The 26,885-nt window shown below is 41.9% G+C and carries 24 protein-coding genes; 11 read left to right on the top strand and 13 right to left on the bottom strand.

The annotated features are described in order from the left end of the window. Nucleotide 1: 1 nt before the first annotated feature. The 7 genes from ACED60_RS03795 to ACED60_RS03765 form a co-directional block, all read right to left on the bottom strand. The gene (locus ACED60_RS03795; RefSeq protein WP_009847496.1) at nucleotides 2-1,267 is read right to left on the bottom strand and encodes a Tad domain-containing protein; all 1,266 of its coding nucleotides are present in this window, start codon (nucleotides 1,265-1,267) and stop codon (nucleotides 2-4) included. A gap of 14 nt (nucleotides 1,268-1,281) precedes the next feature. After that, entirely contained in the window at nucleotides 1,282-1,551 is a 270-nt protein-coding gene (locus ACED60_RS03790; RefSeq protein ID WP_032555265.1) for a hypothetical protein, read from the bottom strand. Next, entirely contained in the window at nucleotides 1,541-2,998 is a 1,458-nt protein-coding gene (locus ACED60_RS03785; protein WP_102257765.1) for a type II and III secretion system protein family protein, read from the bottom strand. The genes ACED60_RS03790 and ACED60_RS03785 overlap by 11 nt, the downstream gene beginning before the upstream one ends. An 8-nt stretch (nucleotides 2,999-3,006) precedes the next feature. Beyond that, the gene (cpaB, locus tag ACED60_RS03780) at nucleotides 3,007-3,756 is read right to left on the bottom strand and encodes a Flp pilus assembly protein CpaB (RefSeq protein WP_009847499.1); all 750 of its coding nucleotides are present in this window, start codon (nucleotides 3,754-3,756) and stop codon (nucleotides 3,007-3,009) included. Beyond that, nucleotides 3,749-5,098 carry an ATP-binding protein gene (locus tag ACED60_RS03775; RefSeq protein WP_371726960.1) on the bottom strand — a complete coding sequence of 450 codons (1,350 nt, stop codon included), beginning with the start codon at nucleotides 5,096-5,098 and terminating at the stop codon, nucleotides 3,749-3,751. Before ACED60_RS03775 ends, cpaB begins: the two co-directional genes overlap by 8 nt. 39 nt (nucleotides 5,099-5,137) lie before the next feature. Next, nucleotides 5,138-5,668 (bottom strand): prepilin peptidase, encoded by a 531-nt coding sequence (locus tag ACED60_RS03770; protein WP_009847501.1) that lies wholly within the window; start codon nucleotides 5,666-5,668, stop codon nucleotides 5,138-5,140. 162 nt (nucleotides 5,669-5,830) lie between these two features. After that, nucleotides 5,831-6,019 carry a Flp family type IVb pilin gene (locus ACED60_RS03765; RefSeq protein WP_009847502.1) on the bottom strand — a complete coding sequence of 63 codons (189 nt, stop codon included), beginning with the start codon at nucleotides 6,017-6,019 and terminating at the stop codon, nucleotides 5,831-5,833. A gap of 194 nt (nucleotides 6,020-6,213) precedes the next feature. Here ACED60_RS03765 and ACED60_RS03760 point away from each other — a divergent pair, with 194 nt between their 5' ends. Together ACED60_RS03760 and ACED60_RS03755 are read left to right on the top strand one after the other, a co-directional pair. Next, a complete protein-coding gene (locus ACED60_RS03760; protein ID WP_371727015.1) occupies nucleotides 6,214-6,963 on the top strand; it encodes a helix-turn-helix domain-containing protein in 750 nt (249 codons plus the stop codon). Between the two features lie 90 nt (nucleotides 6,964-7,053). Beyond that, the gene (locus ACED60_RS03755) at nucleotides 7,054-8,742 is read left to right on the top strand and encodes an AMP-binding protein (protein WP_009847504.1); all 1,689 of its coding nucleotides are present in this window, start codon (nucleotides 7,054-7,056) and stop codon (nucleotides 8,740-8,742) included. 188 nt (nucleotides 8,743-8,930) lie between these two features. Here the strand turns inward: ACED60_RS03755 and ACED60_RS03750 are convergent, their stop codons facing one another. The 3 genes from ACED60_RS03750 to ACED60_RS03740 are packed head-to-tail and all read right to left on the bottom strand — an operon-like array spanning nucleotide 8,931 to nucleotide 11,387. Next, nucleotides 8,931-10,313 carry a vWA domain-containing protein gene (locus ACED60_RS03750; RefSeq protein ID WP_371726959.1) on the bottom strand — a complete coding sequence of 461 codons (1,383 nt, stop codon included), beginning with the start codon at nucleotides 10,311-10,313 and terminating at the stop codon, nucleotides 8,931-8,933. Nucleotides 10,314-10,323: 10 nt separating this feature from the next. Beyond that, complete coding sequence (locus ACED60_RS03745; protein WP_102582441.1) at nucleotides 10,324-10,881, bottom strand: TadE/TadG family type IV pilus assembly protein; 558 nt, start codon at nucleotides 10,879-10,881, stop codon at nucleotides 10,324-10,326. A gap of 11 nt (nucleotides 10,882-10,892) precedes the next feature. Continuing rightward, complete coding sequence (locus ACED60_RS03740) at nucleotides 10,893-11,387, bottom strand: TadE family protein (RefSeq protein WP_371694927.1); 495 nt, start codon at nucleotides 11,385-11,387, stop codon at nucleotides 10,893-10,895. Between the two features lie 795 nt (nucleotides 11,388-12,182). Between ACED60_RS03740 and ACED60_RS03735 the strand changes: the two genes are divergently transcribed. Next, on the top strand, nucleotides 12,183-13,088 hold the full coding sequence (locus ACED60_RS03735; RefSeq protein ID WP_102257757.1) for a LysR substrate-binding domain-containing protein: 906 nt from the start codon (nucleotides 12,183-12,185) through the stop codon (nucleotides 13,086-13,088). A 130-nt stretch (nucleotides 13,089-13,218) separates the two neighbouring features. Here the strand turns inward: ACED60_RS03735 and ACED60_RS03730 are convergent, their stop codons facing one another. After that, entirely contained in the window at nucleotides 13,219-13,425 is a 207-nt protein-coding gene (locus ACED60_RS03730; protein ID WP_017060829.1) for a DUF1127 domain-containing protein, read from the bottom strand. 103 nt (nucleotides 13,426-13,528) lie between these two features. Between ACED60_RS03730 and ACED60_RS03725 the strand changes: the two genes are divergently transcribed. The 7 genes from ACED60_RS03725 (at nucleotide 13,529) to ACED60_RS03695 (ending at nucleotide 20,415) form a co-directional block, all read left to right on the top strand. Beyond that, nucleotides 13,529-14,479 (top strand): LysR substrate-binding domain-containing protein, encoded by a 951-nt coding sequence (locus ACED60_RS03725; RefSeq protein WP_102582438.1) that lies wholly within the window; start codon nucleotides 13,529-13,531, stop codon nucleotides 14,477-14,479. Nucleotides 14,480-14,524: 45 nt separating this feature from the next. Next, on the top strand, nucleotides 14,525-14,737 hold the full coding sequence (locus tag ACED60_RS03720; protein WP_012604684.1) for a VF530 family DNA-binding protein: 213 nt from the start codon (nucleotides 14,525-14,527) through the stop codon (nucleotides 14,735-14,737). Between the two features lie 237 nt (nucleotides 14,738-14,974). After that, nucleotides 14,975-15,613: a helix-turn-helix transcriptional regulator gene (locus ACED60_RS03715; protein WP_102257755.1), complete on the top strand. Its 639-nt coding sequence runs from the start codon at nucleotides 14,975-14,977 to the stop codon at nucleotides 15,611-15,613. Nucleotides 15,614-15,804: 191 nt separating this feature from the next. After that, complete coding sequence (locus tag ACED60_RS03710; RefSeq protein ID WP_086048837.1) at nucleotides 15,805-16,389, top strand: hypothetical protein; 585 nt, start codon at nucleotides 15,805-15,807, stop codon at nucleotides 16,387-16,389. Between the two features lie 89 nt (nucleotides 16,390-16,478). Beyond that, nucleotides 16,479-17,159, top strand: coding sequence for a molecular chaperone (locus ACED60_RS03705; protein ID WP_371726957.1), 681 nt, complete (start codon nucleotides 16,479-16,481; stop codon nucleotides 17,157-17,159). 10 nt (nucleotides 17,160-17,169) lie between these two features. Next, nucleotides 17,170-19,560: a fimbria/pilus outer membrane usher protein gene (locus ACED60_RS03700; protein ID WP_371726956.1), complete on the top strand. Its 2,391-nt coding sequence runs from the start codon at nucleotides 17,170-17,172 to the stop codon at nucleotides 19,558-19,560. Between the two features lie 3 nt (nucleotides 19,561-19,563). Beyond that, nucleotides 19,564-20,415: a hypothetical protein gene (locus ACED60_RS03695; RefSeq protein ID WP_102257752.1), complete on the top strand. Its 852-nt coding sequence runs from the start codon at nucleotides 19,564-19,566 to the stop codon at nucleotides 20,413-20,415. Between the two features lie 208 nt (nucleotides 20,416-20,623). Here ACED60_RS03695 and fusA read toward each other — a convergent pair whose 3' ends face one another. Beyond that, nucleotides 20,624-22,711, bottom strand: coding sequence for an elongation factor G (gene fusA / locus ACED60_RS03690; protein WP_009847514.1), 2,088 nt, complete (start codon nucleotides 22,709-22,711; stop codon nucleotides 20,624-20,626). A gap of 234 nt (nucleotides 22,712-22,945) precedes the next feature. Continuing rightward, complete coding sequence (gene radA, locus ACED60_RS03685; RefSeq protein WP_009847515.1) at nucleotides 22,946-24,325, bottom strand: DNA repair protein RadA; 1,380 nt, start codon at nucleotides 24,323-24,325, stop codon at nucleotides 22,946-22,948. A gap of 161 nt (nucleotides 24,326-24,486) precedes the next feature. On the opposite strand from radA, the gene ACED60_RS03680 reads away from it, so the two are divergent. Beyond that, entirely contained in the window at nucleotides 24,487-26,835 is a 2,349-nt protein-coding gene (locus tag ACED60_RS03680) for a PilZ domain-containing protein (RefSeq protein ID WP_012604687.1), read from the top strand. Nucleotides 26,836-26,885: the final 50 nt, after the last annotated feature.

Raw genomic sequence — 26,885 nt, 5'->3', positions numbered from 1 at the left:
ACTAAGAGCCTCCCCCATCAGGGTCTTTATACAAAACAATTTTGTATGGACCTTCAGTTGATGATTCAGAACCACCAGAGCCACCAGCGACACTACAAGAATGTATAAACTCACCAAATACTGCTGGGGTTCCTGAATTGTTACTTGGTGCCTTTTGCAATAAGAAGAAACACCCTATTTTCTGCACGGTAAAACTGGTTACTCCACCACTTTTACCCGAACAATCGACCATCGGAATTGGAAGAATGCGTCGCCATGCTGTACCACCAGAAACACAACCCGAACCATTGTTTGTAATACATGCGTTTGTGTCTGACTCATATTGAGCATAGGTATAAGAGCCATCAAAATTAATGTCGCCCGTTTTTTTATCTATCTTAATTTGGGAGTTAGGCTCGGTAGTGACATAATCAGAAGGATAAGCTGAACTTGATAAACCACCACCATAATCACCAAAGCGAGTGTTCAACCCATCAGCAGTGGGGCCGACAGTTCCCCCGGGCTTGGTAGTGACACTATCGCCAATAGCTACGGAGTAGTCGTAATAACCAGCCAACGCCTCTTTTACTGTTTTTCCCCCAGACCCAAAGTCCAGCAAGTGATAGTTACCATTCCCCATTTGTGACAGTTTTTTATCACCCACTTTTAGAGCATGAACGGTTCCTACTTCATAGCCAAATACATTGGTAATTGCTTCACCGGTCGCATCATCATAGCCGTCTTCATTGATGTCATTATCTGAAGTTCCATCACCAATACATACTCCAATAGGTACAATGTTGTTGACGACTTGCAGTCCAGAACTAGGCCCAGCAACCGCTGTTGCCGATACATCTTTAGCTAAACCAAACATCTGAATGAAAAATTCATCCATATCCAGTGAACTAACATTAACGCGAACATAAACATCATCATCAGCACCAAACGTAGTTGTCCCCGCAAAACTTTGAGGGTCATTGGAGTATTCAACACTTACCACTGCTGTAGAAAAATTAAATTCATGATTACCAGAAGCTCCCGCCATAGCATTCAATGTTGATGTAACTTCTGCAGATACCGCAGCCTGGTCTTTGCTGTTATCCAATATAGTGGCTGCAGCCAATGCAGCGGAGTCAACCGCATTCTGTAAGCGCGTTTTATTCACTAGCATATGGTTGATGTCCACCGCCAAAGCAGACACCGCAAGGAATACGAGTAACGCAATGGTCACAAAGATGACCACCAAACCTCCCTGCTTCTTGGGACTATTTGATACTTGATACGACATAAAGTACCTCCACGCTAATTAAAGCTTTGTAAAACCTGGCTATTATTTCCGGAAAGATCCTCATCACCTTTGCCCACATAGCTGTCATAACTAGCTTGCATACGCTCACCAGTCCCATCAGGTAAAACTTCCAAGTTCTCTTGAGTCGCGTTCGGGTTGTACGTTTGTTCCACTTTCAACTGAACAACCGACTGCCCTAAAGGCGCGTCATTCGCACAACCAACTAATACCAGTGCGAGAAAGACCATCATTGTTCTAATCATATCTATCTCCTTACAAATCATGACCGAATGAACCTTCACTACCACCATCAGTTGGTGTGATAGGTTTAGAAGAACTTACATTACTGTTGTCTTCAGAATCAGAAGGCTCAGCAATATAAGCGCTTCTACCTAACAAGTAATATTCCAGGTCATTCGGGTCAACAAAGGCATCAGTTGGCAGTGTGACTTTGCTTCTGTCTACGGGTTTAGCGAGCCTAGGCGTAACAAGAATGACAAGCTCTGTTTCGCCAGATACATACTCTTGACTATTGAAGAGCTGACCTAAAATTGGCACATCCCCAATACCTGGCATTTTGTTACTGACGTCCCGCACGTTTTCACTCAGAAGCCCCGCAATTCCAATAGTTTGTCCATCCGCAAGTTCAAGCGTAGAAGAGGCACTTCGACGTGTGATTGGAGGGATGAAATACGTCGCATTCGTCGAACCAGGGTCGATAGTCAATGAACTGCTGTTCGCAATTTCACTCACATCCACAGCCAAGTTTAGATTGATCTTTTTATCACTCAGAACCGTTGGGATAAATTTCAGACCGACCCCATACTCTTTATATTCAATCGTAATACCATCTTCATCTGGCACAGGGATAGGGAATTCACCACCCGCTAAAAACTCAGCCTTAGATCCACTTAATGCGGTTAAGTTAGGTTCAGCTAATACTTTCGCTACACCATTCTGTTTTGCTACATCCAGGGCGAATGTAAACAGGGTATTACTATCAATGAACGAGCCTAAAATCCCGTAATCAGTAGAGGTTGGAATATCAAAGACAGGCGTAGCCCCTAATACACCAGCAGGAACCGATGATGCACCCCATGAAAAGTTAGAGCCACTGGTCTGGAAGAAGTGGAAATTGGCATCGAACTTTCTCACTAAGCTTCGCTGAACCTCGGCGACCGTCACTTCTAACATGACTTGTTGAGCGCCACCAATCGACATTAAATTGATGACTCCGGTGGCAGCAACTTGCTCACTACCACTCTCTTTAGAGTCGTCTGCAGCTTGCCCTGCTGCGTAAGTTTCAGCAATTCGCATGGCAACATTCATCTTCTGTTGGTTGCTAATTTGCCCACTCAGTAACAAACGATTCTGCGCGCTGTGAACCTCTATAGTCTCATCAGGAAGAAACTCATACAGCTTGGACTTCAAACTATTTAAGTCATGAGTGACCTCGATATTAATCGACTCAATCAACTGTCCTCGTGAATCCCAAGCCATCAGATTTGTCGCACCTAACTTTTTACCAATCAAAAACACTTCGTTAGATTTTAAAATTACGATATCCAAAACATCAGGATCACCAAGTGAAACCTTGCTCGCTTTGCCTGATAACACCACATGTGTAGATTTATGGTGTGGAACCGTCACTGTTTTTCCCGTTTGCAATGCAGCAACACTTGCGGTCGAAAAACAAATCAGGCTCAAAAATAACGCTAATATAATTCTCATATCTCACCTCAATCCTTGACGCGCACACTGGATGTTTCCGTACCCTTGATAATGGTGACACTGGGTCTAGGCACGTATCGACGAACGACTTTTTTATCAACCTCATGAGGGTTTCTTAAGGTAAGCTGAATACTGCCTTTGCTCTTCGCCGTAAGAAGCTTCTCTGCATCTTTTGGGGTCACCTCAAGTGTTACCGCTCGAACTATGATAGGGCTGTTTTCTTTGGTTCTTGCTGTTTGGTCTACGGCTAACACTTTAATATCTTTCAACACTGTTCGAGTCGCCGCAGAGTTTTTGCCATAGGAAACGGTATTAAGAATATCGACCTTGTTTCCTGGTAATAGAAACCCTGCCACACCAATAACATCATCGACTCGAATAGTTACTGCTCGCTTATTTTCAGGAATCAACGCAGCGAGTGTTGAACCTTCACCAGGAACGGTAAAGCGCAACTTATGAAGCACCTCTCCTGCGTAGATAGTATTGGCGACAACTTTTCCAATTAGCTCGTTTTGATCTGAGTAATTATTTTCATTGATCCAATCCACTTCCATCAGCTTCGTCGTTAAGTACTGATCTTCAATTACGGTTCCAGCTTCAATTTCTTGAGATGCGACTACAACCGGGTGACGTTCAACCTCTTCAACTTCAATCGTCGGTTGAACTTGGTTATCCATCCATTGCTTAGCAAAAAATACAGCCGCTAAGCCGAATACTACGGACAGTAAAAACAATAGGAATACCTGACTCTTATTCATTATTTTCTTCCTCGTGTCCATCAGAGGTAAAGTAGACTTCCCATGCCATGGAAAGAATATCGAAAGTAATAACTGGCGGGAGTTGCTCAAATGAAAGAATATCTTTGCTAATACCAGCGAGATCTTTAGGTAAGCAAGGGAAAAGCGGCACTTTGTATAGCGTGTGCATTTGAGACAATCGCTCAAAAAAACCATCTTGAAGTTCTACCCCTTTATCAGAAACGACACTCATCCATAAAGCTTCATAGTCTCGTTGGCAAAGAGGTTTAAATTCAATTTTATAACCCAACCGACGCAAGAACGCTGGGTCACTGATCTTATCCGGGTTTAAGTTGGTAGAGAAAGCGAGTGTGAGCACAAATGGCATCGTAACTTGCTGTCCATTCGGTAACGATAAGTAATCGAAGTAGTGCTCCATAGGTACAATCCAGCGATTAAGGAGGTTGTCCACTGGCATTGGTTGACGCCCGAGGTCATCAATAACCAAAATCCCATTATTTGCCATCATTTGTAAAGGCGCTAGCCAAACTCGGCTGTTCTCAGAATGATTAACTTCGAGCATATCCATGGTCAACTCTCCACCCACCTGGATATTGGGTCTTTCACAATTGAGCCAACGCTTGTCGTACTGCTCCTTGAGAGAAACCAATGTTTCACTACCGTTACTGTCTAGCGGTTTATGATGTTGCGTAGAAAAAACTTTAATAATATTACCGAAGGCGTAAACGGCATAAGGGATAAACACCGAAGTATGCAAAGCATTGACGATACGTGTTGCTACAAACGTTTTACCTGTACCAGCATGCCCATAAAGAAGTAGAGCCCTGCCGGAATTAATTGCAGGTCCCAACACTGATATCATTCTGTCGACTCCGTAGACGTCACTAAGAGCCGCTTCAACATGCGATCGAGTCACTAATTCAGAACGTAAATCTTGTTGATTAACAATATTGCTATATTGAGAAAGAGATACGGGAACGGGTCCTAAGTAAGCATCTCGAGTGAAAGCTAAATCAGCTTCTTCTATGCCTTTTTCAGACAGTGAATAACGGACATGGCTGTGTGAAGATGAGTCTAACGTTAAAGCTGAAGTTGGTTGAAAAACTTCAATGAATGATTTTTGTCTAAGTACCGCAAGTCCATTTTCTACAATATGCGTAACCACACACAAATAGTTAGATAGATCCAAGACATCTGACTTAGGGTAAGCGGACAGGTGTTTGAGTAATAAATTTTCAATCACAACCTCAGGTACACCAAGCATTTCAATGGATGTAGGAACCACAGGTGCTGATATTTGAGGCTTTAAATTACTCGGGGACGGTATCCCACTAATATCCATATGCTCTCTCCAACACATCGAATAATAATTCAATTTAAATTACGTAAAATAGCTATACATCGCTAAGCCTATAACAACTGAAGGTGCGAAAGGCATCGTCACCTTATTTGAATACCTAGAATGAACCGTAGACAAATTCTTTGTTCTAGTTGACATTCCACTAACTAACATTAATTTCTCTTCAAAATAGTTTCTAACGGTCAGAGATTCACTGTTTGCATTATTATAGAGCAAGTAAAACGTAGCGATTATCCCTGAGGAAATGAGAATATAATAAGAAGTATCAAGTAGATTTCCCCATCCAACATATAGACCTATCACACCCAAAAACTTGACATCACCAGCAGACATTGCTTTTAATAAATATAAAAAAAGCCCTGAGAAGAAAAGAGTAATAGCCCCCATCAAAGAAATAACAAGTGAATCCCAAGAAAATCCGCCATTAATCAATAAAATAAAGTACAGCAATACGAATAAAATCAGCACCTTATTCGGTATCCGACTTTCTTTCACATCGAAGACTGAAACAATAATTAATAGCACCCAAAAAACTAGAGATTCACTTATCATTCATTTATATACCTGACACAATTAATATGAACTTACTGAATAAGGCTGTAGCTATACCAGAGAATATGGCCCAAGCAAAAATGACAAGTAAAGCAGCACCGATAACGTACTCGACAATAGTTAGTCCTTTCTGCTTTCTAATTCCCTTTTTATTCATAGTGTCTACGGGGCTGTTGTCGTACTAATAGCATTAACAATAGCACTGAGTTTCGCTGACAAGACATTACCAATTCCACTGAATATGGTTGTCAACCCTAACACGAGCATAGCAGCACCGATCACATATTCGATGACCGTTAAACCTTCTTCATCATTCATAAATTCTTTAATATTTTTCAATAGGTTATTCATAAGAATCTCTCCTTGATTTACGTATCAGGTTTTATTTACCTGTAAACTAAATCTAGAGCTGAACGATATATTAGGTTAGGATTATTTTGCCATTTACTTGCACTTTCTTGTGGTACTTCTAATCTAATTACTATTACTTGTTATTCGGTTGTTTTTAGACAAAAAAACCGATATGAAACGAAGATTATATTCATATAAAAATAGTAACTCCGTTATTGTCGGACAAAGATAGTGATTTCAACTCCGTTATTATTAATAAAATAGGCCACTATTTTTCTATTAAAAACTTCAAACAAGACATATCTATAATCAGTAACTTAGATGTAAGATTGGTATTTTTCATATTGAATAGCTCAGATAAAATCCAACTACTTACCATGGCTTTATCTATTTGCGAAAATTTGAACAAAAGAATTGTCATTATTTACTCTGACCCGTTACCTAATATCGTTCGAAATCATAAGAATATATTTTTTATCATAGAAACAAACAGTAATCATCTGACCAGTCAATTCGAAGAGCTTAAGGCTAAAACACAGCATATGTTCGAGTCCCACTTCGATATCGACAGAGACACAAACAACAACAACCAGCTTCCTGTAAAAGCCTTCACATCCGAAGTCGTTAACTTTGTGATGGACAACATCAACAAAGAAATCAGAGAAACAGAGATCGCCGAGAAATGTCACTGTTCAACCACCTATTTTTCTAAGAAGTTTCATCTACACTTTGGAGTAAGCTTTAGAGACTTCGTGTGCGATAAACGCATTCTACTTGCCAAAAAGTTAATCGAAGCAGATACCGAATCAAAAATTGCTGTCATTTCCTATCAATGTGGATACAAGGATGTGTCATATTTCTCGAGAATTTTTAAGAAACGGACTGGAGTAACGCCTGCAAGTTACAGGCGAGCCTGCACAGATAACGGAAAACAAAGAGCATAAACGCTAATTTTACTCCCTAAAAGAAAAAACCATGGTACATTTAACATGATTTTAACAAAAATAACTTAGCGAAAAACATGGAGTTAGACAATGATTCAGCCTAACGAGTTTAGCCAAGAACAAGCAACAGCTCTCCCTACACCCAATGACATGATTTTAAAATGGGCAGAAGAACGCCCAGATGAAGTCTACTTAAAGCAAATTATTAACCGCCAATTTGTTGAGTTTACTTATAAAGAAGTGGCCGACAAAGCACTGAAACTGGCGTCAGCATTAGAAGGACTCGGAGCCCAACCCGGTGATCGAGTCGCTCTCGTATCGAAAAACTGTGCAGAATGGTTTATCTGCGATCTTGCCATGATGTTAGGAGATTTTGTCAGCGTCCCAATCTTTCCAACAGCGGGTGCCGATACCATACAGTACTGTATTGAACACAGTGAAAGTAAAATTGTGATTGCGGGTAAACTCGACGATCCTAAGGCCACTCAAATAGTACTGGATGATAATCCAAACTTGGTGAGTATCTCACTTCCCTACGATAGCGCAGCGAAGTGCCAACATACTTTCGAACAACTCATCGATACCCATGAACCCTCAACCAAGCGTCCTCAGCATCACGATGATAAAGTAATGTCGCTTGTTTATACTTCGGGTACATCAGGGCTACCAAAAGGCGCGATGCTCACATACGGCGCCTTTACGTGGTCAGTTCAACGGTTGATCGATCATATTGGTATCCAACCCGGCGATCGCTTGTTCTCTTATCTACCGCTTGCCCATATTACAGAACGCGTTTACATCTTTGGCTCATCGGTAATGGGCGGTATAGTCACTGCTTTCCCGGAGTCTTTAGATACCTTTATTGATGATGTGAAAATGCATCGCCCTACTCTATTTATTTCAGTTCCTCGTTTATGGACTCTGTTCCAGCAACGAATCCAAGATAAGCTTCCGCAGAAGAAACTGAATTTCTTACTTAAGATTCCGTTTATCAACAACATCATTAAGAAGAAACTGGCTGATGGCCTAGGGTTAGATCAAGCCCGCGTTTTGGGATGTGGTTCAGCTCCGGTATCACCGGCTCTACTCGCATGGTATGAGAGTGTTGGTCTACACATTACCGAGGCTTGGGGAATGACAGAGTCTTTCGCCTACAGCACGATTAATCACCCGTTTAGAGCCGACAAAATTGGTACTGTGGGTAATGCTGGTCCGGGCATCGAACTCAAAATTGCAGAAGATGAAGAAATTTTGGTTCGAAGCAAAGGTATGTTCTCTGGCTATTACAAAAATGACATAGCCACCCAAGAGTCTTTTAACTCTGAGGGATGGCTTCATACTGGCGATATTGGTGATATCGACAGCGAGGGCTACCTAACGATCCGGGGACGTAAAAAAGACACCTTTAAAACTGCGAAAGGTAAGTTTGTGGCTCCAGTGCCAATCGAAAACAAACTGTTTGAATACAGCCGCGTAGAAATGATGTGTTTGATCGGCTTAGGCTTACCTGGTCCTATCCTACTCGTGGTACCACATGACTTCCCTAATTTTGATCGAGCTCGTTATGAAAGAACAAGTAAACGTGTCATTGAAAAAATGAACGAACAGTTAGCCTCGCATGAAAAAATCAAAGGCGTGCTGATGATCAAGGAACCGTGGAGCATCGACAACGGTGTACTTACCCCTACTCTCAAGATAAAGCGACATATCCTTGAGCAGAAATACCATGAAATCGGTCATAACTGGCCGAAAGATAAATTAGTGGTTTGGGAAGAGTAACCGTTACTGTTATTACTGCTAACGCTAACAAAGCTAAAAAGCAGTTAGCAGTTAGCAGTTAGCAGTATAACTATAAACGACAGCACTAAGAGGGAGCTGAACAGCTCCCTCTTTTTATTTTATCTAGTTCTGAATGATATGCTTATGTGAACAATATTTAGAAGAAATAAGTAGACTCTAGAATAACGCTATAATGTTAAACGAATAATCACATCCAACATTTTGTCAAAGCAAGGGCCTAACGCCTCCTCATCAATCGCATGGCAATACACCCCTTCAAGCTGAGCGGGATCATAGTCGGAACTCAGATCTGGATCATCTAAAAGCGCGCTAGAGTTTGCCATTCGTAACAATAAGTCCTCACCAAACTCACTATCAGGTCCAGTTGCCGATGTAAGTGATGAGCCTAAACCCAACGTAAATACATAAATATCTTCCGTTCTAGCCTTTTCCGCGATGTCTTCAACTAGATTACGAGCAACCCGATTCACTCTGGTATACAAATCATTTGCTGAATGGCTATTAGGGGCATATTGCGCCACTGGGCGCACCGCATGAGTCGGGTTTAAAATTTTGAATTCAGTGGCATTAGTATCATGGGCTGTGTAGTGCTCAGGAATTTCGCTGATATAGTCATCAATATCTCGCCCCTCGTAACCGCCTGGTAAAGTGGTAGCAATCGTATCATGCCTCCAAAGACCTCTAGGCCTACCACTACTACCGTCGCTCGATCTTATGGCTCCAGTGTGAGTTCCCCCCCCTTCGAAATCAAACGTCGTAGCAAAGGTATTTGGCGCTCCATCAGTAAAGAACACGATCACTTTCAAGTTGGCAGGATCAGTCACCGTTCTAAGTTCATTCAGAGCTCGATACATCCCTTCCGATGCATTGGTGTATTGGGCATTTGAGGTGCTACCAAAGTTAAAACTGTCAATTTCAGATTTGATGGTACTCCGACTATGTCCACGCGTCGCATTGAACCCCACAGGGACTTCAGCTCCAAAAGCGAACTTGACCAATGAAATTCGATCAAATCCTTCATGAAAATTTTCAACGAACGACTTAGACCGATCAATAACATCTTGTGTTACATCACCGATGCTCCCCAGTCTCAAGGAGGTTGTATTATCAATCACTAACACTAGATCTACAGGTCGACGAATGGATTGTGCGGAAACACCAGGGTTAAATGTATCTAACCCTATCAAGGGCAAAAAGATAGTGGGCACTTGCGCTGTGGCCGAAATATCTATGGAGATGTTACCAAAAGAATCATATGCGAAGTTCACTGCACCTAAGCTAGGCGTTGCTGAATAAAAGTCGGCGGGGATATTGGCTGAAAAATATTTTTGAGCTGCCGCACGGCCAGCATCTTCGCCATTAGCGACCGCTCTTGCGGCTGCTATGCTCGCGGCATCAACCGCCGCAAATAATTTAGACTTAACAATATAAGCACGTCCAGCATCCACTGAAAGTCCAACAACTAACAAAATAAAAGGCAGTGCGATGATTGACATCAAAGCCACTAACCCCCGACTATAACGATATTTGATTAGGGTTCCCTTATCCATTTTGACCTCCCTACATATATGTTGTGTCGCTCAGAATATATTCCTCGTCGAATACTCGACTAAAAATAGGTGAATAGTCATAGAATACCTCTACGCTGTAAACGATCTCCCCGTCATCAAGTGCAACGGCTAGATTGTTTATGAGCGGAGGATCATCTGAATCCACATCAGAACACTCCCCATCATTTGCCCAATTACTACAACTAGACCAAATAGCACTATTTTTACTTAATCCGTATTGGTTCCATCGATATTGACTTTTAATGTAGGGGGAAGCATCTTCTTGCCCAACCACCTCGGTAATGTAAATGACACCGTCTTGCGTTAAGTCCAATGTTCCCGATGTCGTCGCAATGATGTCCATCACTTCTTGGGGAGTGTCAGTATTACTCCGAGAAATAATGTTCCCACCTTCTCGACTGATACTGATAATGATGTGATTGGCTTGAATGAGGTGCGTGATATCGACAGCAGCAACAATAAGCAACATAAATAATGGTGCTATTAAGGTCATTTCGATTGCCGCAAACCCTTTCTCTGCGGATTTTTTTATCTGTAAAGGAAACATCCTTTTCCTCCTTAAAAAGCTTCGTTTTTCATCGCTGCGCTAACGGTAAATTTGAACTTTCCATCATCGAGCAAAACATACATATAGGGATTTACAGATGGCCACTCACAATCAAGGTGAATAGAAATAATGTCTCCTGAACCACCAAAGCCGGTGATTGCATTGCCATAGACATCCTCAACACGTATGTTTTGAACATCCATCACTTTGTCGAGTAAACCGCTCGACGATTGAGAAATTTTTTCTAAGATTGCCGCTTCGCGATCACTCGATGAGTCAGGATCCAAGTCAGAACGACCTGTGATGGCATATCTTGCGCCCTCTCTTGCCGAATGTTGCATGGTCAATTTAACAAACCCATATATACCAAGATCAACAACCGTCAAAAAAAGCGCAAAAAACAGGCTCACCACGATCGTAAACTCGATAATAGCGATGCCTTTTATTTTGGATTTTAGACCGCTTCGATAGCGGTTACGTTCTGAACCTCTTGAAATAGATCTCATACAGCCCCCACCCTTTCGCCTTTCTATTCCCCATATATAGCCCAATAGAAAACCTAGGAGATACAGAAAAGCTCAACATTACAGATATAGAATTGATAAATGAGTTGTTCAAGTTTTATACGCGAGGGGTATTTGAAGGTAATACGATTGCTACCGCTATCAATATCGATAGTAATTAAAATATATTATTTTCAGTTGGTTAAATACGAAAATAACGTCCAATATAAAATAGAATCTAACTCCCAATTTATTCAGCACCCAAATAACTGTCTGTTTTATATCCATTAGATAAAGTAAGGATATAAATCAGGCTGCTGTTGTTTCTATATAAATCACCACCACAGTCTCAAATATAAGACAACAAAAGTTCAAATTAAGCATTTAGTTTAGTAGCGAATAAAATAGAAATACTCTCAGTGTTTATTATGGAATAGTTAGATAGAGCTACCCCAAAGAGACCTTCCTCACAAAGAACCCTTGCGACTCCTTTAAGATAACAAAAGGTTATAAATATTTGGTGTAGTCTGAATCATTGTTGTTCTCGCTACTTAATCCTAAATCCTCTTTTACTCGATGACTTAACTGTTCTACACATAACACCTTATTAGATTTAGTCTCGTCAATCTTGACTCCCATTACCTTGTTTTTAAAGATTTTATAACCGAAAAAACTCTTCAAATTGATTAATAACTCCATAATTTCTCTCTTGTGCTCGCCATCGTTCTATCGCTATTATGAAAACAACCTGTTCGATAATCGAACAACCATTATTAACAAGAACTATAAGCTGAGATTATGGACAATAGACTGCGTCACCTTTCAGGTCTCCGTTACTTTGAAGTTGCGGCTCGCTTGAGCAATTACAGCAAAGCGGCTGAAGAGCTGTTCGTCACTCAAGCAGCCGTCAGCCAGAAGATTCGACAGTTAGAAGAACAGCTTGGATGTAAGCTCTTTATTCGTAAGGGGCGTGCAATGACTTTGACGCATGAAGGGCACACACTTTTTAGACATGTCTCTGATGGATTTCAAGAGGTTCTGCTGGGGTTAAACAAGATCCAATCAGAACCTATTCAAGGGCTGCTTGTTGTTAGAAGTCCCCCTTCTTTTGCTTCTCGTTGGTTACTACCTAGGCTGTGGAAGTTCTCGGTAAAGCACCCAGAGATCCCAATTAAGATACTAACAGGGTGTGATACCCCAAATTTAAAACATGGCGAGATTGATGTTGCTATTCGACAAGGCGAAGATCTATGCGTTGAAGAAGGCTTGACTCTTGAGATGCTAATCAACGAACCGGTTTACCCTTTTTGTTCCCCTGAACTCGCAAACTCTTTGAACTTCACATCACCTGAACAACTCCTCAAATGTTGGCTGATTCAGTTTGATAGCGGTTGTTTCCCGTGGGAGGAATGGTTTAGGCAAGCAAACATATCGACTCAAAGCAGCACCATTCAGTGGATGGAAGTCGGTACCTTTGATATGGGGTTAACGACTGTCATGGCGGGACATGGGGTTTGCTTGGCAACAGACAGCTTAGCTGGTGACTTCATCGAACGCGGCTTGCTAGTGAAGCCCTTTGATATAGGCATGACACCTGGGGTTCAAGTCAACCTATGCTTTGACCCTAACTCCCCGAGAGAAGAGCGTATTACCGCGTTCACCAATTGGTTGCACGAAGAAGTAAACGAGCTATTGGAGAGTTAAATCTCATCTCCCACTTCTTTATATAAACCATAAACCTAACTCAACATAGAACGGTAACGTAAACCTCCCGACACCGACAAAACTATGTTGAGTTAAAGCAACGTCGAGTTAAAAGCTACGTTGCCTCGAATCACTCCCAAAATGACTTCTTCAGTTCTTTCTCGACTTGTTCCGACGTAATCCCGACATCTCTCAGTAAATAATCGGGTAGCTCAGACAGCTGCTTTCTAGTTCTACGATTTTGAAAGTACAGGCCTAATTTAGAATAGAATTTCTTAATTGATAATGATGAAAAAAATGAATGGTTGGTATTTGCTGTTGCTGTGATCGTATTCATAGCCTTTCTCCTGTTGATCTTTTGTTTTGTTATGGTCGATAATTAATCAACAGAGCAACATCGACAAACGATAGATACTGGCATTCAGTTAAGGAAAACTAATGTGAGAGAACGAGCCCCACCATTCCAAGGGATCTACTATTTTTACACGGCGGCTGAAACTGGCAGTTTTAAAGTCGCCGCACAGAAACTATTTGTCACGGCAGCTGCCGTCAGCCAACAGATTCGCCAACTTGAAGAGTGGTTAGGTGCAGATCTGTTTATTCGCCAACACCGAAAAATAGTACTCACTCATGAAGGTGAAGTGCTTTACCTGCAAGCGAAGAAAGGCTTTGCTCATATTCAAGATGGGGTGAGACGAATCAACCAAGATCCTAACCCTACTCAACTGTCGATCTCTACCGTGCCTTCCTTTGCTCAGCATTGGCTCGTACCAAGAATTGGCGACTTTCGCGGTCGCCACCCTGATCTATCCATGCTAATTGAGCCGACCAATAAGCTAGTCACATTTGAAGATTCTAATGTCGATATCTGCGTTAGATACGGTCATGGAGACTACCCAAACATCGAATCACGTTGGTTGATGGACGAGGTCATTTACCCGGTTTGCCACCCTATTTATCAAGAGAAACATGGTATCTATGACATCGACGATCTGCATAAAGCGGAACTCATTGAAGACCGTTGGCCTGATATGGATTGGAATCTCTGGTTACAAGTCGCAGGAGTAAAAGCTGGCCGCACATCATTGCAATTTGATGGCTCTCATTTTGTGTTAGAAGGTGCACTATCCGTTCAAGGTGTCGCGCTTGTTAAGCACAGCTTGGTGTATCGCTATTTACAGGAAAAGAAATTGGTGCGAATCGGAAACATCGCGCTGAAGCCTAAATACAATTACTTTTTATGCGCGCCTCCAGGTTACTTCCATCGAGAAAAGATAAAACGTTTCGAAGAATGGATGCAGAATCAGGTTAAATTATTTGGTAATACAGGTAGAGAAGAGCTTTCGATTATCCACACCGACTACGAACTCAAATGGTCGGATAATTCATAAGGCGAAACTGGTATACTTAACTCAAATAAATGGCGAGAACATCTCATGACACAAGACAACAACCCACTTCACGGTATCACTCTACAGAAGCTGCTGACTGAATTGGTTGAACATTACGGTTGGGAAGAGTTGAGTTACATGGTAAATATCAACTGCTTCAAAAAAGATCCAAGCATTAAATCAAGTTTAAAATTTTTGCGTAAAACAGATTGGGCTCGTACCAAAGTAGAGCAAATCTATATCGATTTGAAACGCTAGTCCCTTCCTTTAACAAACGCACCATTTACGGTACTAAAGTATGAAACCATTGGTGCGCATTTTATTTTATCCCCTTATATTACTCGTAAAATCAATGATTAAAACGAATATCACATCAATTGCATTGAATAATACTTAATCAATACTAATATTATTTAACTAGACTCTGTGGGATAACTCCTCATTAACCTACCGATTATTAAAGATTTTTTGTATGAGTAAATAGAGAGGTCAATCATGGAAGTTGATTCTGAACTCGCGTTAGACATTCATGTTCTTACCCGCAATAATTCATACTATAGGGTGATAAAAGACCTACTTGCGGTATCTATTCCTAGTGCGCAAATCTCTCACTCCCAATGCTTTATGCAAGTACCGAAACTCGAACCTGAAACGGTTGTTTTATTTGATATTCAAACAATGCCATGCCCCAAAAGATACGGATTTATCCTACATGAAAGAAATGAATTTTGGTTAGCTGTCAATGTGAATGACAATACATCTACAGTATGGCTAGAAAAAGGTTTTTCGGGGCAAGTAGATCAGCACTTTGAGTTTATATCGAAAGCAATTTTATCTGTTTATCAAGAAGAGATATGGTTTCCAAGGTCAGTGTTAAATAAACTGGTTTCTTCTTATCAAAGCAATGAAACCAACTATGAATCAGCCTGTGAAAATATAGTTAATTATAAAGAGTTAACAAAAAAAGAAAGGGATACTTGCTCATTGATACTAAAAGGGCTGTCGAACTCTCAGATAGCATCTCAGCAACACGTCAGTATCAACACAGTGAAGACTCACTCATCAAACTTACTTCGTAAATTAAACTTACGATCCAGGTATGAACTTCTTGCTCAGGTAAAAAGCTTTAATTAGATTCGATATATAGCAAGATCACAAGAAAATAGTAAGATCACAAGAAAATTGGAATATAACAAAACTCATTCTAAACTCACCCTATGTAAGCGATATTTTTCACTCTATGTGATGAGGTTTGGCACTTTGTTCCCTCGTAACCTTTAAAAGTGATGCACGGGTATGCATCTTAACTAACGAGGGATTGAACGATGAAAAAGTTACTTCTTGCTACCGCTGTAGCAGCCGCTTCACTTTCTTTTGGCGCTTCTGCGGTTCAGTTTAATAATGCTGTGGACTTTACAACACTGAGCAAAACGGACCAAAAGACGATTCGAATCGAAGGTCGAGTTCCAAAACGCTGTCTATTGCGAATCGGTAAAAAAGACGTGAAGAATAACGTTCTACGTAAAGCGAACAAAGTTCATACTGATTCGTGGAGCAATGGCTTCAACAACAAGAAAGTTTTAGTAGGTAACTTACGTGCTTGGTGTAATTACGGTGCTGATTTGGAATTTTCAGTTACAGCTTACCAACTAAACGGTGTAACCAAGCACAATATGGGTGAAAAAATTAACTATAAAGTAAGAATTGGTTCAGACATGGTGGCGAACACTGAAAACGACCATGCCATAGAAGTAACGGCACCACCAATTCCATCATTGGGCGAACACTTGGTGAACAAAATCAACAAGCATCCCATTTATGTGAAACCTGAAGATTCAGGATTTGCACGAGCAGGTAAATATAAAGGTAAAATCAAAGTGAGTCTTGCAGCAGCAGGTCCAGCAAGCTAATCACCGAACAACACTTTATGGACATTGTCTTATAGACAAACAAAACTTGGCTCGGTTATCGAGCCAAGTTATTTTATGGAGAAATATCTATGGTTAGGATTACCACTCTTCTATCTTCTTTGTTGTTTAGTTCTATTCTTTTCGCATACGAGGTAAGCCCCATCTATTTAGAACTTGATGATGTGGGCCGGAATTCTCAAGGTTTGTATAAAGTGACTAATGTTGAAGAAGAGCCGATTCTCCTAGAAGTAAACGTCTATCAAACTGATTTTTCTACTGGTGAAGAAATCTTAACCCCGTCAGAAGATGAATTTCTCATCCTACCACCTCAAGCAAAAATTGACGGCCAAAAGTCTCAGACTTTCCGCGTACGTTACATGCCAACAGGGCCAATAAAACAAACCGACACCTACCGTATTGTCTTTACGCAAATTGAGCTAGAAAATCAGATTGAGGAAAATGACGACAGTTCTATTTCCATGTTACTAGAGTTTGCAACTTTGGTTTTTGTATCTCCCACATCCAGTAAATCAATTCCAACCACTACACTTCAAAACCGCCAAATTACTATCCGAAACGATGGTAAGCGAGTACTGAACATGAATGGTATGGAGTTTAATTTCTCTGGCGATAAAGCAAACAAAACGGTCGATTGGGAAGTCCTAAGCAAAAAAACAAGCGCTTACTTGATGCCAGGAACGACCGTCAAATACACCTTACCAAGTGAACTGGGACAGCCAGAGAAAGTTTCTGTTAAAACAATAGACTAATGATGCTTTCATGAAGAGTCTCATTTTATACCTCACTCTAATAATGACTATACCAGCCGCGTTCGCTCAACGTTGGTTATTCCCATTTCCTGTCACTTGGGGTGAAAACACAATCGGTGAAGTAAATGCATACTCTGACGGTATAAGTGTTGGATCTGTCAACGTAGATCAGATAGCTCAGTCGACTAAAAAATTGATTAACCCTGATACATTGGCTGCACTACGAGATTTTTCCGAAGAGTACATCACAGTCGAACAGTTGGATCGTATGGGTATCAATGCAACTTTTAACTCCTCCGAACAAAGCATAAATTTAGTGATTGATGAAACGGCTGCAGCTGAATTTTTGCTTTCGTTTGGTAGCAAATATGAACCCGCCCAATATTCAGAAAGCGCGTTTTGGACAGTTCAAAATACACTGAATGCCAGTACGGATTACTCCTTATTCAACGACTCTAATGCAGAAGACACCCAAACTTGGCTTGGTGAATGGTTATTGAAATCCAATATTGGTGGCGTCCGAGGCGCTAATGTTGAAATATCTGGCTTTGTAACTGGTGGTAGCGATCTCAATTCCGACGTGTATCGAGGTGAAGCTCGCCTGTTCTTCGATGAACCAAATACCCCTTTTCGTCTAACCTTTGGTGATGTCACCCAAGCAAGTGCAGGGCACCTTCCTAGTACACCTCTCGGTGGCCTTGCTTTTGAACGTTTGTATCAAGACTTACAACCTACCCGAAACATCCAGAACGGAGGAACTCAACCGCTGGTATTGAATAAGAGTGCCGATGTGGAAATCTATATCAACGATGTTTTTCTCACCGAGATTCGATTACCCCCAGGTCGATATACACTTGATGATTTGCCTCTCGTTTCTGGTACCAATGACGTTCAGTTAGACATTAGTTATCAATCAGGCAGAACCGATACCATCGTTTATAGCCAGTTCTTTAACTCACGCTTATTAAGAGAAGGCATTTCTGATTTTGGCTTTTACTCTGGTTTAACGTCGACAATTGAAGATAACAACTTTAAGTATGACAACGAGCAATGGGTAACTTCTGGATATTACGACTATGGCATCAGCGATACCTTAACAGTCGGTGTAAATGGTTTGTACCACCCAGAAGGACAACAACTCGGTATGATTGCTACCGTTGGTTCCGATTGGGGTAATTTGGGGATTCGAGCCTCGGCACAAAACAACAAGCCCAATAATGAGACAGGTAGTATCTACAGCTTAGATTACTCTCATCAATTATGGGGAACTGACAGTTACGGCTCCCCAAACTTCCGTCTTGGTAGTGAATATCAAGAGAATTATTTCGCATTACCTTGGCAGATTACGGATGCGAATACTGGCCTCCGCGTCTTTTCAAACTACGTTTTCAGTATTACGGATAACCTGAGCTTAATCCTGAGCGGTGACTATCGTGATTTTGAAGAGGCAGAAGTACAATGGCAGGCCTCGACTGAAATTGCTTGGCAATTTTATAACGTGTCACTCTCTGCAGGTATCGAAAAAGAAGAAAACCCAAACGAAAACATTGACGAAACTCGCTTCACCTTTTCTGCTGATTGGGATTGGAACTCTGACGACGGCAAATACAATGCAAATGTATCTTACTCCAACGAACCAGACACCTATCGAGCTCAATTCCAACGTCCATCGGAGGATTATACTGGCAGCTATGGTTATGCGATGACGGCTGAAGGCGAGAGTGACTCTCAAACTTATTCAATCGAAGGTAATTATGTAGCAAACCGATTTATCACCGACGCTAAAGTTTCTCACCTAGCATTTGATAACTCAGCAAACTACCAAACCGCTTCTTTACGAGCGAGTACTGCGTTTACTTTGGCTGACGGTAACTTGGCTTGGTCACGTCCAATCAATGGCCCTGTAGCAATCATCGCTGTCCATGACTCGTTAGATGCTGATGTAGAAATAAATGCGGTTGCAGACGATCCTGCAGAAGCAATATCTACCTATACTATAAGTAATGCAGTTCAGTTATCTGGAGGGCACCAATTATCCAGTATCTACATTGATGTACCGGATGCGCCAATAGGTTATAACTTCGGTGACCACGAATACAACATTACACCAGGTTCACAAACAGGCCATCTAATAAAAATTGGCTCGGCAGCATCGAAAACCATTATAGGTAAGATTGAGATCGGGCCAAAAACACCACTAAAACTTTTCCAAGGTCAGTTAGTTGGACAACAGAAAACATATGAATTTTTCACTAATCGATCAGGTAGGTTCGTTGTGGAAGGCGTTGCGCCAGGTGACTACACCATCGTCATAGATGGCTTTAGCCCAACAAAATTGAGCGTCCCAGAAATCAATGACAATCTGATTTATCTACCAACTTTACTTATTAAAGAGGGATAAACCATGAAACACTTACTTAAGTTCTCAGTGTTCGGTTTAGCCATGTTATCTCAACCGGTTTTGGCCGAATGCAGTGGCAAGTGGATACTTAACGTCGACAGAAGCAATGTTGAATTTAAGCGAGATTTAGCCGCTTATATTCCCGTTTATTTGGAGTTGTCGCGTGATATTCAGACCTGTCGATTCCCGACGGCCATAGTATCGGTCAACAATAAACAATCTAGCTATTTGAGTTCAATTGGAACAAATTTACCTCTGACTATTCTGGACAAAAACTTCCGCCAATTGAGCCACTTTCCTAGTAAAGGCTTTCAACTACCTCTGGATAACAGCCAAAGAACAAAGTTTTGGATAAAAGTGCCAGAGGCTAAAGTGGCCGCATCTGGTCATTATAACGGACTTCTTGAAGCCTCTATTTCCCTAGATAGAAAACAAGAGACAAAAAATGCCAAAGTGAAACTCAACGTACCAGCGTTTGTGGCTTTCAACTCAGTGCCTAACGCACCAAACCTTCAACGCTCAGGGAGCTCAGGTTATCGCTTCCAGCTTGGTGACCTTGAATCTAACCGAACCTATCGATCCGATTTTGATCTTCTTTCGAACTCGAATGTAAGATTAGTTGTAAAGCAGAGATATGGTGAGTTAAAACAGAAGTCGGAATCCAACGTCACGATCCCATATACATTGCGCTTTAATAACGCCTTAGTAAACCAGAAGTCGGTCTATACCTTCTCAAACAATGAGGATACTAAGCGCTGGGGAGTTCCCCTTGAGGTGACGTTAGGTAACATCGAATTTGCGCGTGCTGGAAAATATCAAGATACGATCACGGTTGAAGTTAAAGCTATGCCTTAGAAATACGTACTTGAAAAGTCTGCCATTTATTTTTCGTTGGCCTTTTTAATTTCTTCTCTATGTTCTTCAATCAAAACCAAGATCATCCCATAAGCTCTTAAATATAGGCTTAAGATAATAGAACGACGCTCGCTGGTATCATTGATAATAAAAAGCCCCGCAAGCTTTCACTTGCGGGGCTTTTTTAGCTAATTTAGAAAAGGGCTAATTACTTACCAGCTTCTTTTTCTGCTTTAACTTTTGCAATCACTTCGTCAGCAACGTTAGTTGGACATGGTGCGTATTGTGCGAATTCCATAGAGAATTGGCCACGACCAGAAGTGATAGTACGTAGGTGACCGATGTAGCCGAACATCTCAGAAAGAGGTACGTCAGCTTTAATACGAACACCAGTAACGCCAGCTTGTTGATCTTTGATCATGCCACGACGACGGTTAAGGTCACCGATAACATCACCAACGTGATCGTCTGGAGTGAACACGTCAACGTTCATGATAGGCTCAAGAAGTTGCGCGCCAGCTTTAGGCATAGATTGACGGAATGCGCCTTTCGCTGCGATTTCAAATGCGATAGCAGATGAATCGACTGCGTGGAAACCACCATCGAAAAGTTCAACTTCAACGTCTAGCGTAGGGAAGCCAGCTAGTACGCCGTTATCCATCATGCCAGCAAAGCCTTTCTCAACTGCAGGCCAGAATTCTTTAGGAACGTTACCGCCCACAACTACTGAGTTGAACTTGAAGCCAGAACCTGCTTCACCTGGTTTGATACGGTAATCGATCTTACCGAATTGACCAGAACCACCAGACTGTTTCTTATGCGTGTAGCTATCTTCAATTGCTTGAGTGATAGTTTCACGGTAAGCAACTTGAGGAGCACCAACTGTTAGGTCAACGCCGTAAGTACGCTTAAGGATATCTACCTTGATGTCTAGGTGAAGCTCACCCATACCTTTAAGGATAGTTTCGCCAGTTTCTTCGTCAGTCTCAACTTGGAAAGATGGATCTTCAGCAACCATTTTACCGATCGCGATACCCATTTTCTCAGAACCGCCTTTATCTTTTGGAGATACAGCGATAGAGATTACTGGAGTTGGGAAAACCATTGGCTCAAGCGTTACTTGGTCTTTTGGATCACATAGAGTGTGACCAGTTTGAACGTTCTTCATACCAACGATCGCAATGATGTCACCAGCTTGTGCGCTAGTTAGTTCGTTACGGTCATCAGCTTGCATCTCAACCATACGGCCAACACGCTCAGTTTTACCTGTGAATGAGTTAAGGATCGTGTCACCTTTGTTCAATTTACCAGAGTAAATACGAACGAAAGTTAGAGCACCGAAACGGTCATCCATGATTTTGAACGCAAGCGCTTTGAAAGTTTCTTCAGTAGAAACGATAGCGTGGTTGCCTGTTTCTTCGCCGTTCTCATCCATTAGAGGTTGAGGATCAACTTCAGTTGGAGAAGGTAGGTAATCTACTACAGCATCAAGGATAACTTGCATGCCTTTGTTCTTGAACGCAGAACCACAGAACGTAGGGAAGAATGCGATATCACGAGTACCTTTACGGATACAACGTTTGATGTCTTCGATAGAAGGCTCTTCACCTTCCATGTAAGCTTCCATTAGGTCATCGTCTTGCTCTACAGCAGTTTCGATTAGCTCTTCACGGTATTGCTCAACGTCATCAACCATGTCCGCAGGAACATCAGTGATTTCGTAGTTTTCAGGAAGACCAGTGTCATCCCAAACGTATGCTTTACGGCTTAGAAGGTCTACAACACCCACGAATTCATCTTCGCGGCCGATTGGTAGAACCATAACTAGAGGAGTTGCACCTAGAACGTTTTTAACTTGGTCAACAACGTTGTAGAAATCTGCACCCATACGGTCTAGTTTGTTAACGAAGATCAGACGAGATACTTCTGATTCGTTAGCGTAGCGCCAGTTAGTTTCTGATTGTGGTTCAACACCACCAGAACCACAGAATACACCGATACCGCCATCAAGTACTTTAAGAGAACGGTATACTTCAACTGTGAAGTCAACGTGTCCAGGAGTATCGATAACGTTTAGACGGTGACCGTTCCAGAAACAGCTTACAGCTGCTGATTGGATAGTAATTCCGCGCTCAGCTTCCTGTTCCATGAAGTCAGTAGTTGATTCGCCATCATGTACTTCACCAGTCTTGTGGATCTGACCAGTTAGCTTAAGGATACGCTCAGTGGTAGTTGTTTTACCCGCATCAACGTGCGCGAAAATACCAATGTTTCTGTATTTCGATAAATCTGCCATTGTCTTACTCTGTTAATAGGATATAAAATGCGCGCAGAGTATATCACAATCTGTGAGGACTGATAGCTTTGCATGCATTTGGGACTAAAAAACTTTGCCTTTTTCTAACATATAGAAAAAGGCAATCTGAAGAAACAATCTAAATGATTGTTAAGTTTAGTGCTAACTTAAAGCGAAAATAGCGTTTAAGTTAGACTGAATTTCTGCTGTATAGAGTAGCTGAAGTGAGCTCAATTACAACTCATCAAAAGCATTAATTGCTTCCGATAATTTTTTCACACCGTGGATCTGCATTCCTGGAATGCCACCTTTAGGCATGTTAGCCGCTGGTACAATGGCTCTCTTGAAGCCGTGTTTAAACGCCTCATTTAAGCGCTCTTGACCGCTCGGTACAGGTCGAATCTCACCAGCAAGGCCTACTTCGCCAAAAACCACCACATCTTTTGGCAATGCGCGGTCTCTGAAACTCGAAAGTAATGCCATTACCAATGCAAGATCAGCACTGGTTTCGGTTACTTTAACACCACCAACGACATTCACAAACACATCTTGGTCAGCCATTTGTAAGCCGCCGTGTTTATGCAGCACGGCTAATAACAATGACAGTCGATTTTGCTCGAGACCAACAGCGACGCGACGCGGGTTAGCCAGCTGCGAATAATCCACCAGCGCTTGAATTTCGACAAGAAGTGGACGCGTCCCTTCCCAAACCACCATCACTGAACTGCCTGAGGTTTCTTCTTCACCACGAGACAGGAAAATAGCCGATGGATTGCTAACTTCTTTTAGCCCTTGCCCTGTCATGGCAAACACACCTAGCTCATTCACTGCACCAAAACGGTTCTTGTGGCTGCGCAAGGTTCTAAAACGACTGTCCGTTCCGCCATCTAACAGCACCGAGCAGTCAATAATGTGTTCAAGTACTTTTGGTCCAGCTAAGGTACCGTCTTTAGTTACGTGCCCGACTAGGAATACGGCAACGTTGTTCTGTTTCGCATAACGCGTTAATGCGGTTGCCGATTCGCGCACCTGAGCAACACTGCCTGGAGACGATTGAACATCAGCGACATGCATAACTTGGATTGAATCGATAACCATGATCTTAGGCTGCTCTCTTTCTGCAACCTGACAGATTTTATCAACATTGGTTTCAGAGAGCATTTTGAGATGCTCTTTTGGTAACCCTAATCGAGATGCTCGCATCGCAACTTGTTGAAGAGATTCTTCGCCAGTGACATAAAGTGTCGGTAACTGGGAAGAAAGCTGACACATAGTCTGCAATAACAGCGTTGATTTACCGGCTCCAGGGTTACCACCAATAAGAATCGCAGCGCCAGGTACAACACCACCACCAAGTACACGATCAAGCTCTTTGAAGCCACTACTAAAGCGCGGGACCTCTTGCAAGTCTATTTCCGATAGCGTTTGAACCGAAGATTCAGTTGCACCACCAGCGTAACCACTTAGTCGTTCATTGCGCGCGACCTGAGGTGAAGCGGCTAACCTAACTTCTGTAATCGTGTTCCAAGCACCACATGCATTGCACTGCCCTTGCCAACGTGGAAAGTCAGCACCACAGTCATTACACACATAAGCTCGCTTTGCCTTAGCCATAAAACCTCAATAATTTGCTTGGTAACGGGTAAATGTTGCTATTTTGTGACCCCGTTGACCGTACAGGTGAAAATAAAAGTTGCAGTAGGGCCACGAATACCTAAAGATCAAATACAACTCGTCGATAACAATAACGCACCATCCATTCTAACAAGAAAAGTATGCAGCAATCTGAAATTCTATCTGTAGCAGAACGACTTATTCCGGCCTACCATGCCGAAGATTTCGAATTCCTTCTTTCTCAAATGACAGAAGGCGAATCGCCGTCTCTAAAACTGCTCGTTAAAATGGAACTGAATCGTATCATGGCTCCGTGCACAAAGAGCATTGATTTACGCGGGCGTATTGATAATGAATGTCATCAATTCACGCTAGACGAGCGTAAACATTGGCTTGATGACATAGCTTTGAACGCGTATCAACGTGGTACTAAAAAATTTAAAGGTTATACCGAGGGCGTGTGGGAGTTAGTGATGACACCTCGCATTCAACCTCTTCGTAATATTGTTAAAACATCCTCTCAAGATGACCACGATATCACTAACGCTGATAGCCCCTATGAAGCAGAAGCCATTAACCTCGGTTACGATTTAAAACGCAAAGAAAATAGGCTCAAGATTAGCTCACAGGTTGAAATCACCACGCCTAAAGGACAAAGCCTACATGGTGTGACGGTTGATATTTCTCCGTCGGGTGCAAAGTTCAAGGTACCAAGGGCATTTAAATATAACCTAGGGGAAATCATCAGTGTTAAATTCACTGAGCTTGTTGAGAAGTCACTAGAAGCCGATGTTAATGAGGCGGTTGAATTTCGTATTCTGGGTATTGATGAATCCTACGAGAACAATGCAGTTAAATTTTTAAGATGCATGAGAATCAGCGATACAACGAGTGTGGCTCGTTTACTCGATGAATCTCTAAATAGTGTCAGCAAGAAAACCAGCCATGAGAATCAAGATAGGCTCATTCGAACGCGAACTCGCGGTATTGAACACACCTATCTAAAGTACACCTGTAATCTCCCTCTATTCTTCAGTGGTAGTGAGTTGAAGCTCGCCCTACTCACGGATAACAATCATCCCCAATGGCAATATTGGCATGATGAGCGTAACCAACAGGCTCTGGGCACTTTGTTCAACGAACAACGTATGAACTTACTCGCTAAGCCTGGCGTGAAGGGAACCAGTAACGTTATCTACTCTTTTACCCATGAACATAAAAATAAGACCTTGTTCTACTCGATGATGCTGCCTGAAGCTTCTCGTGAAGAGAGGCAACTGTTCTGGCACATCGGCGGTAAACGTAAAAGTTGGAAGGCGTTCAAATTCTCGGTTTTCGAATTATCCGACGCTGAGCGACAAGCCTTAGCTGAGCATTCAGATACGCTTGCTCAAAGCTCTGCGCAACTGACTCATTGCGGTATCTTGCAAGAGATCGGTGATCACGAAAGTGCTGCCGATTACCTATTAAGTGAAAAACCACGCATTCCAAGCAGTGACCTTAATCGCTTTCGCCATCCTCGAACGGTGGTGGGGAACATTCAAAGTATCTACTTTGATTCCCAAAGTCGTCGTAAAGAACCGAGATATAGCTTTAAATCGCCAATTCAACTCACATCACAAGATAGCCCAACAATAAATGGACACACTGTAGACATATCAAAACGTGGCCTAAGCATTACCCTTGAACACCCAATGGTACTCAAGATTGATGATCCGGTTGTGGTGAATTTTAATGAACTGCAACTCTATGATAAAAACTTGCCATTAAGCACAGTGCCTTACCATGTAATTCGTGTAAGCCCGAACGGTTGCAATGTTCAATTGGTTATCACCGAGAATGCAAAAACAATGCGTACCATCGCCTTCCTCAATGGGCTTATCGATCAGAACCAAAGTAAGCTAAATAAGAAGCAAGAAATACTGCCCACCGATTCACTGCTTAAATCACTGCACACTGTTTTGCTTAACAAAATGGTCAGTAATCCAATTTTCATTGATAAGCCGGGCTCAACGTTGCGTTGTAAGCTCATTGGTGTGAACTTCCCGCTGAACAAGCATCTAGCGTTACTCGCTAAACTTGGGCACAACCAAAAGTTTTCACTGGAACCGATTTTCAAAGGTCACTCTAATTCACTATTAGCTGAGCCACTGAAAAGAATTGAAGGTGCAGAGCCAAAACATCATGACGTATACATTGCTGCGATAAAGTTTGGTAACAAGATTCAATCTGTACATACGAAGTTGGTGAAAGACTTTGCATCTACGAAAGAACGTATCTCGTTCATTAAGAAGGCACAAGATCTGGGTGATGTGTATGTACTGCGAGTCACTACCGCCCCTATCTTTAATCCATTAACAAGTTTGTTCCAATCAGACTTAGCCGAGCTTTCGCGCATCAGTATGCACCAAGCGAAGAAGTTAGAGAGTGAGGTCACCGCTTTTATTGGTTATGGTGAGATAGAAGACATTACCGATGAAGTATTGATTCGATTAGAACTCTCGCACTAAATAACCAGATCAACTTACCGGTTTGTCGACTTATCGGATTTAAAAATAGA

Source organism: Vibrio sp. 1F279 (assembly GCF_041439815.1).
GTDB lineage: Bacteria > Pseudomonadota > Gammaproteobacteria > Enterobacterales > Vibrionaceae > Vibrio > Vibrio tasmaniensis_A.
The sequence above is the reverse complement of the archived record's forward strand: the minus strand, read 5'-3'. Positions and strand labels throughout refer to the sequence as shown.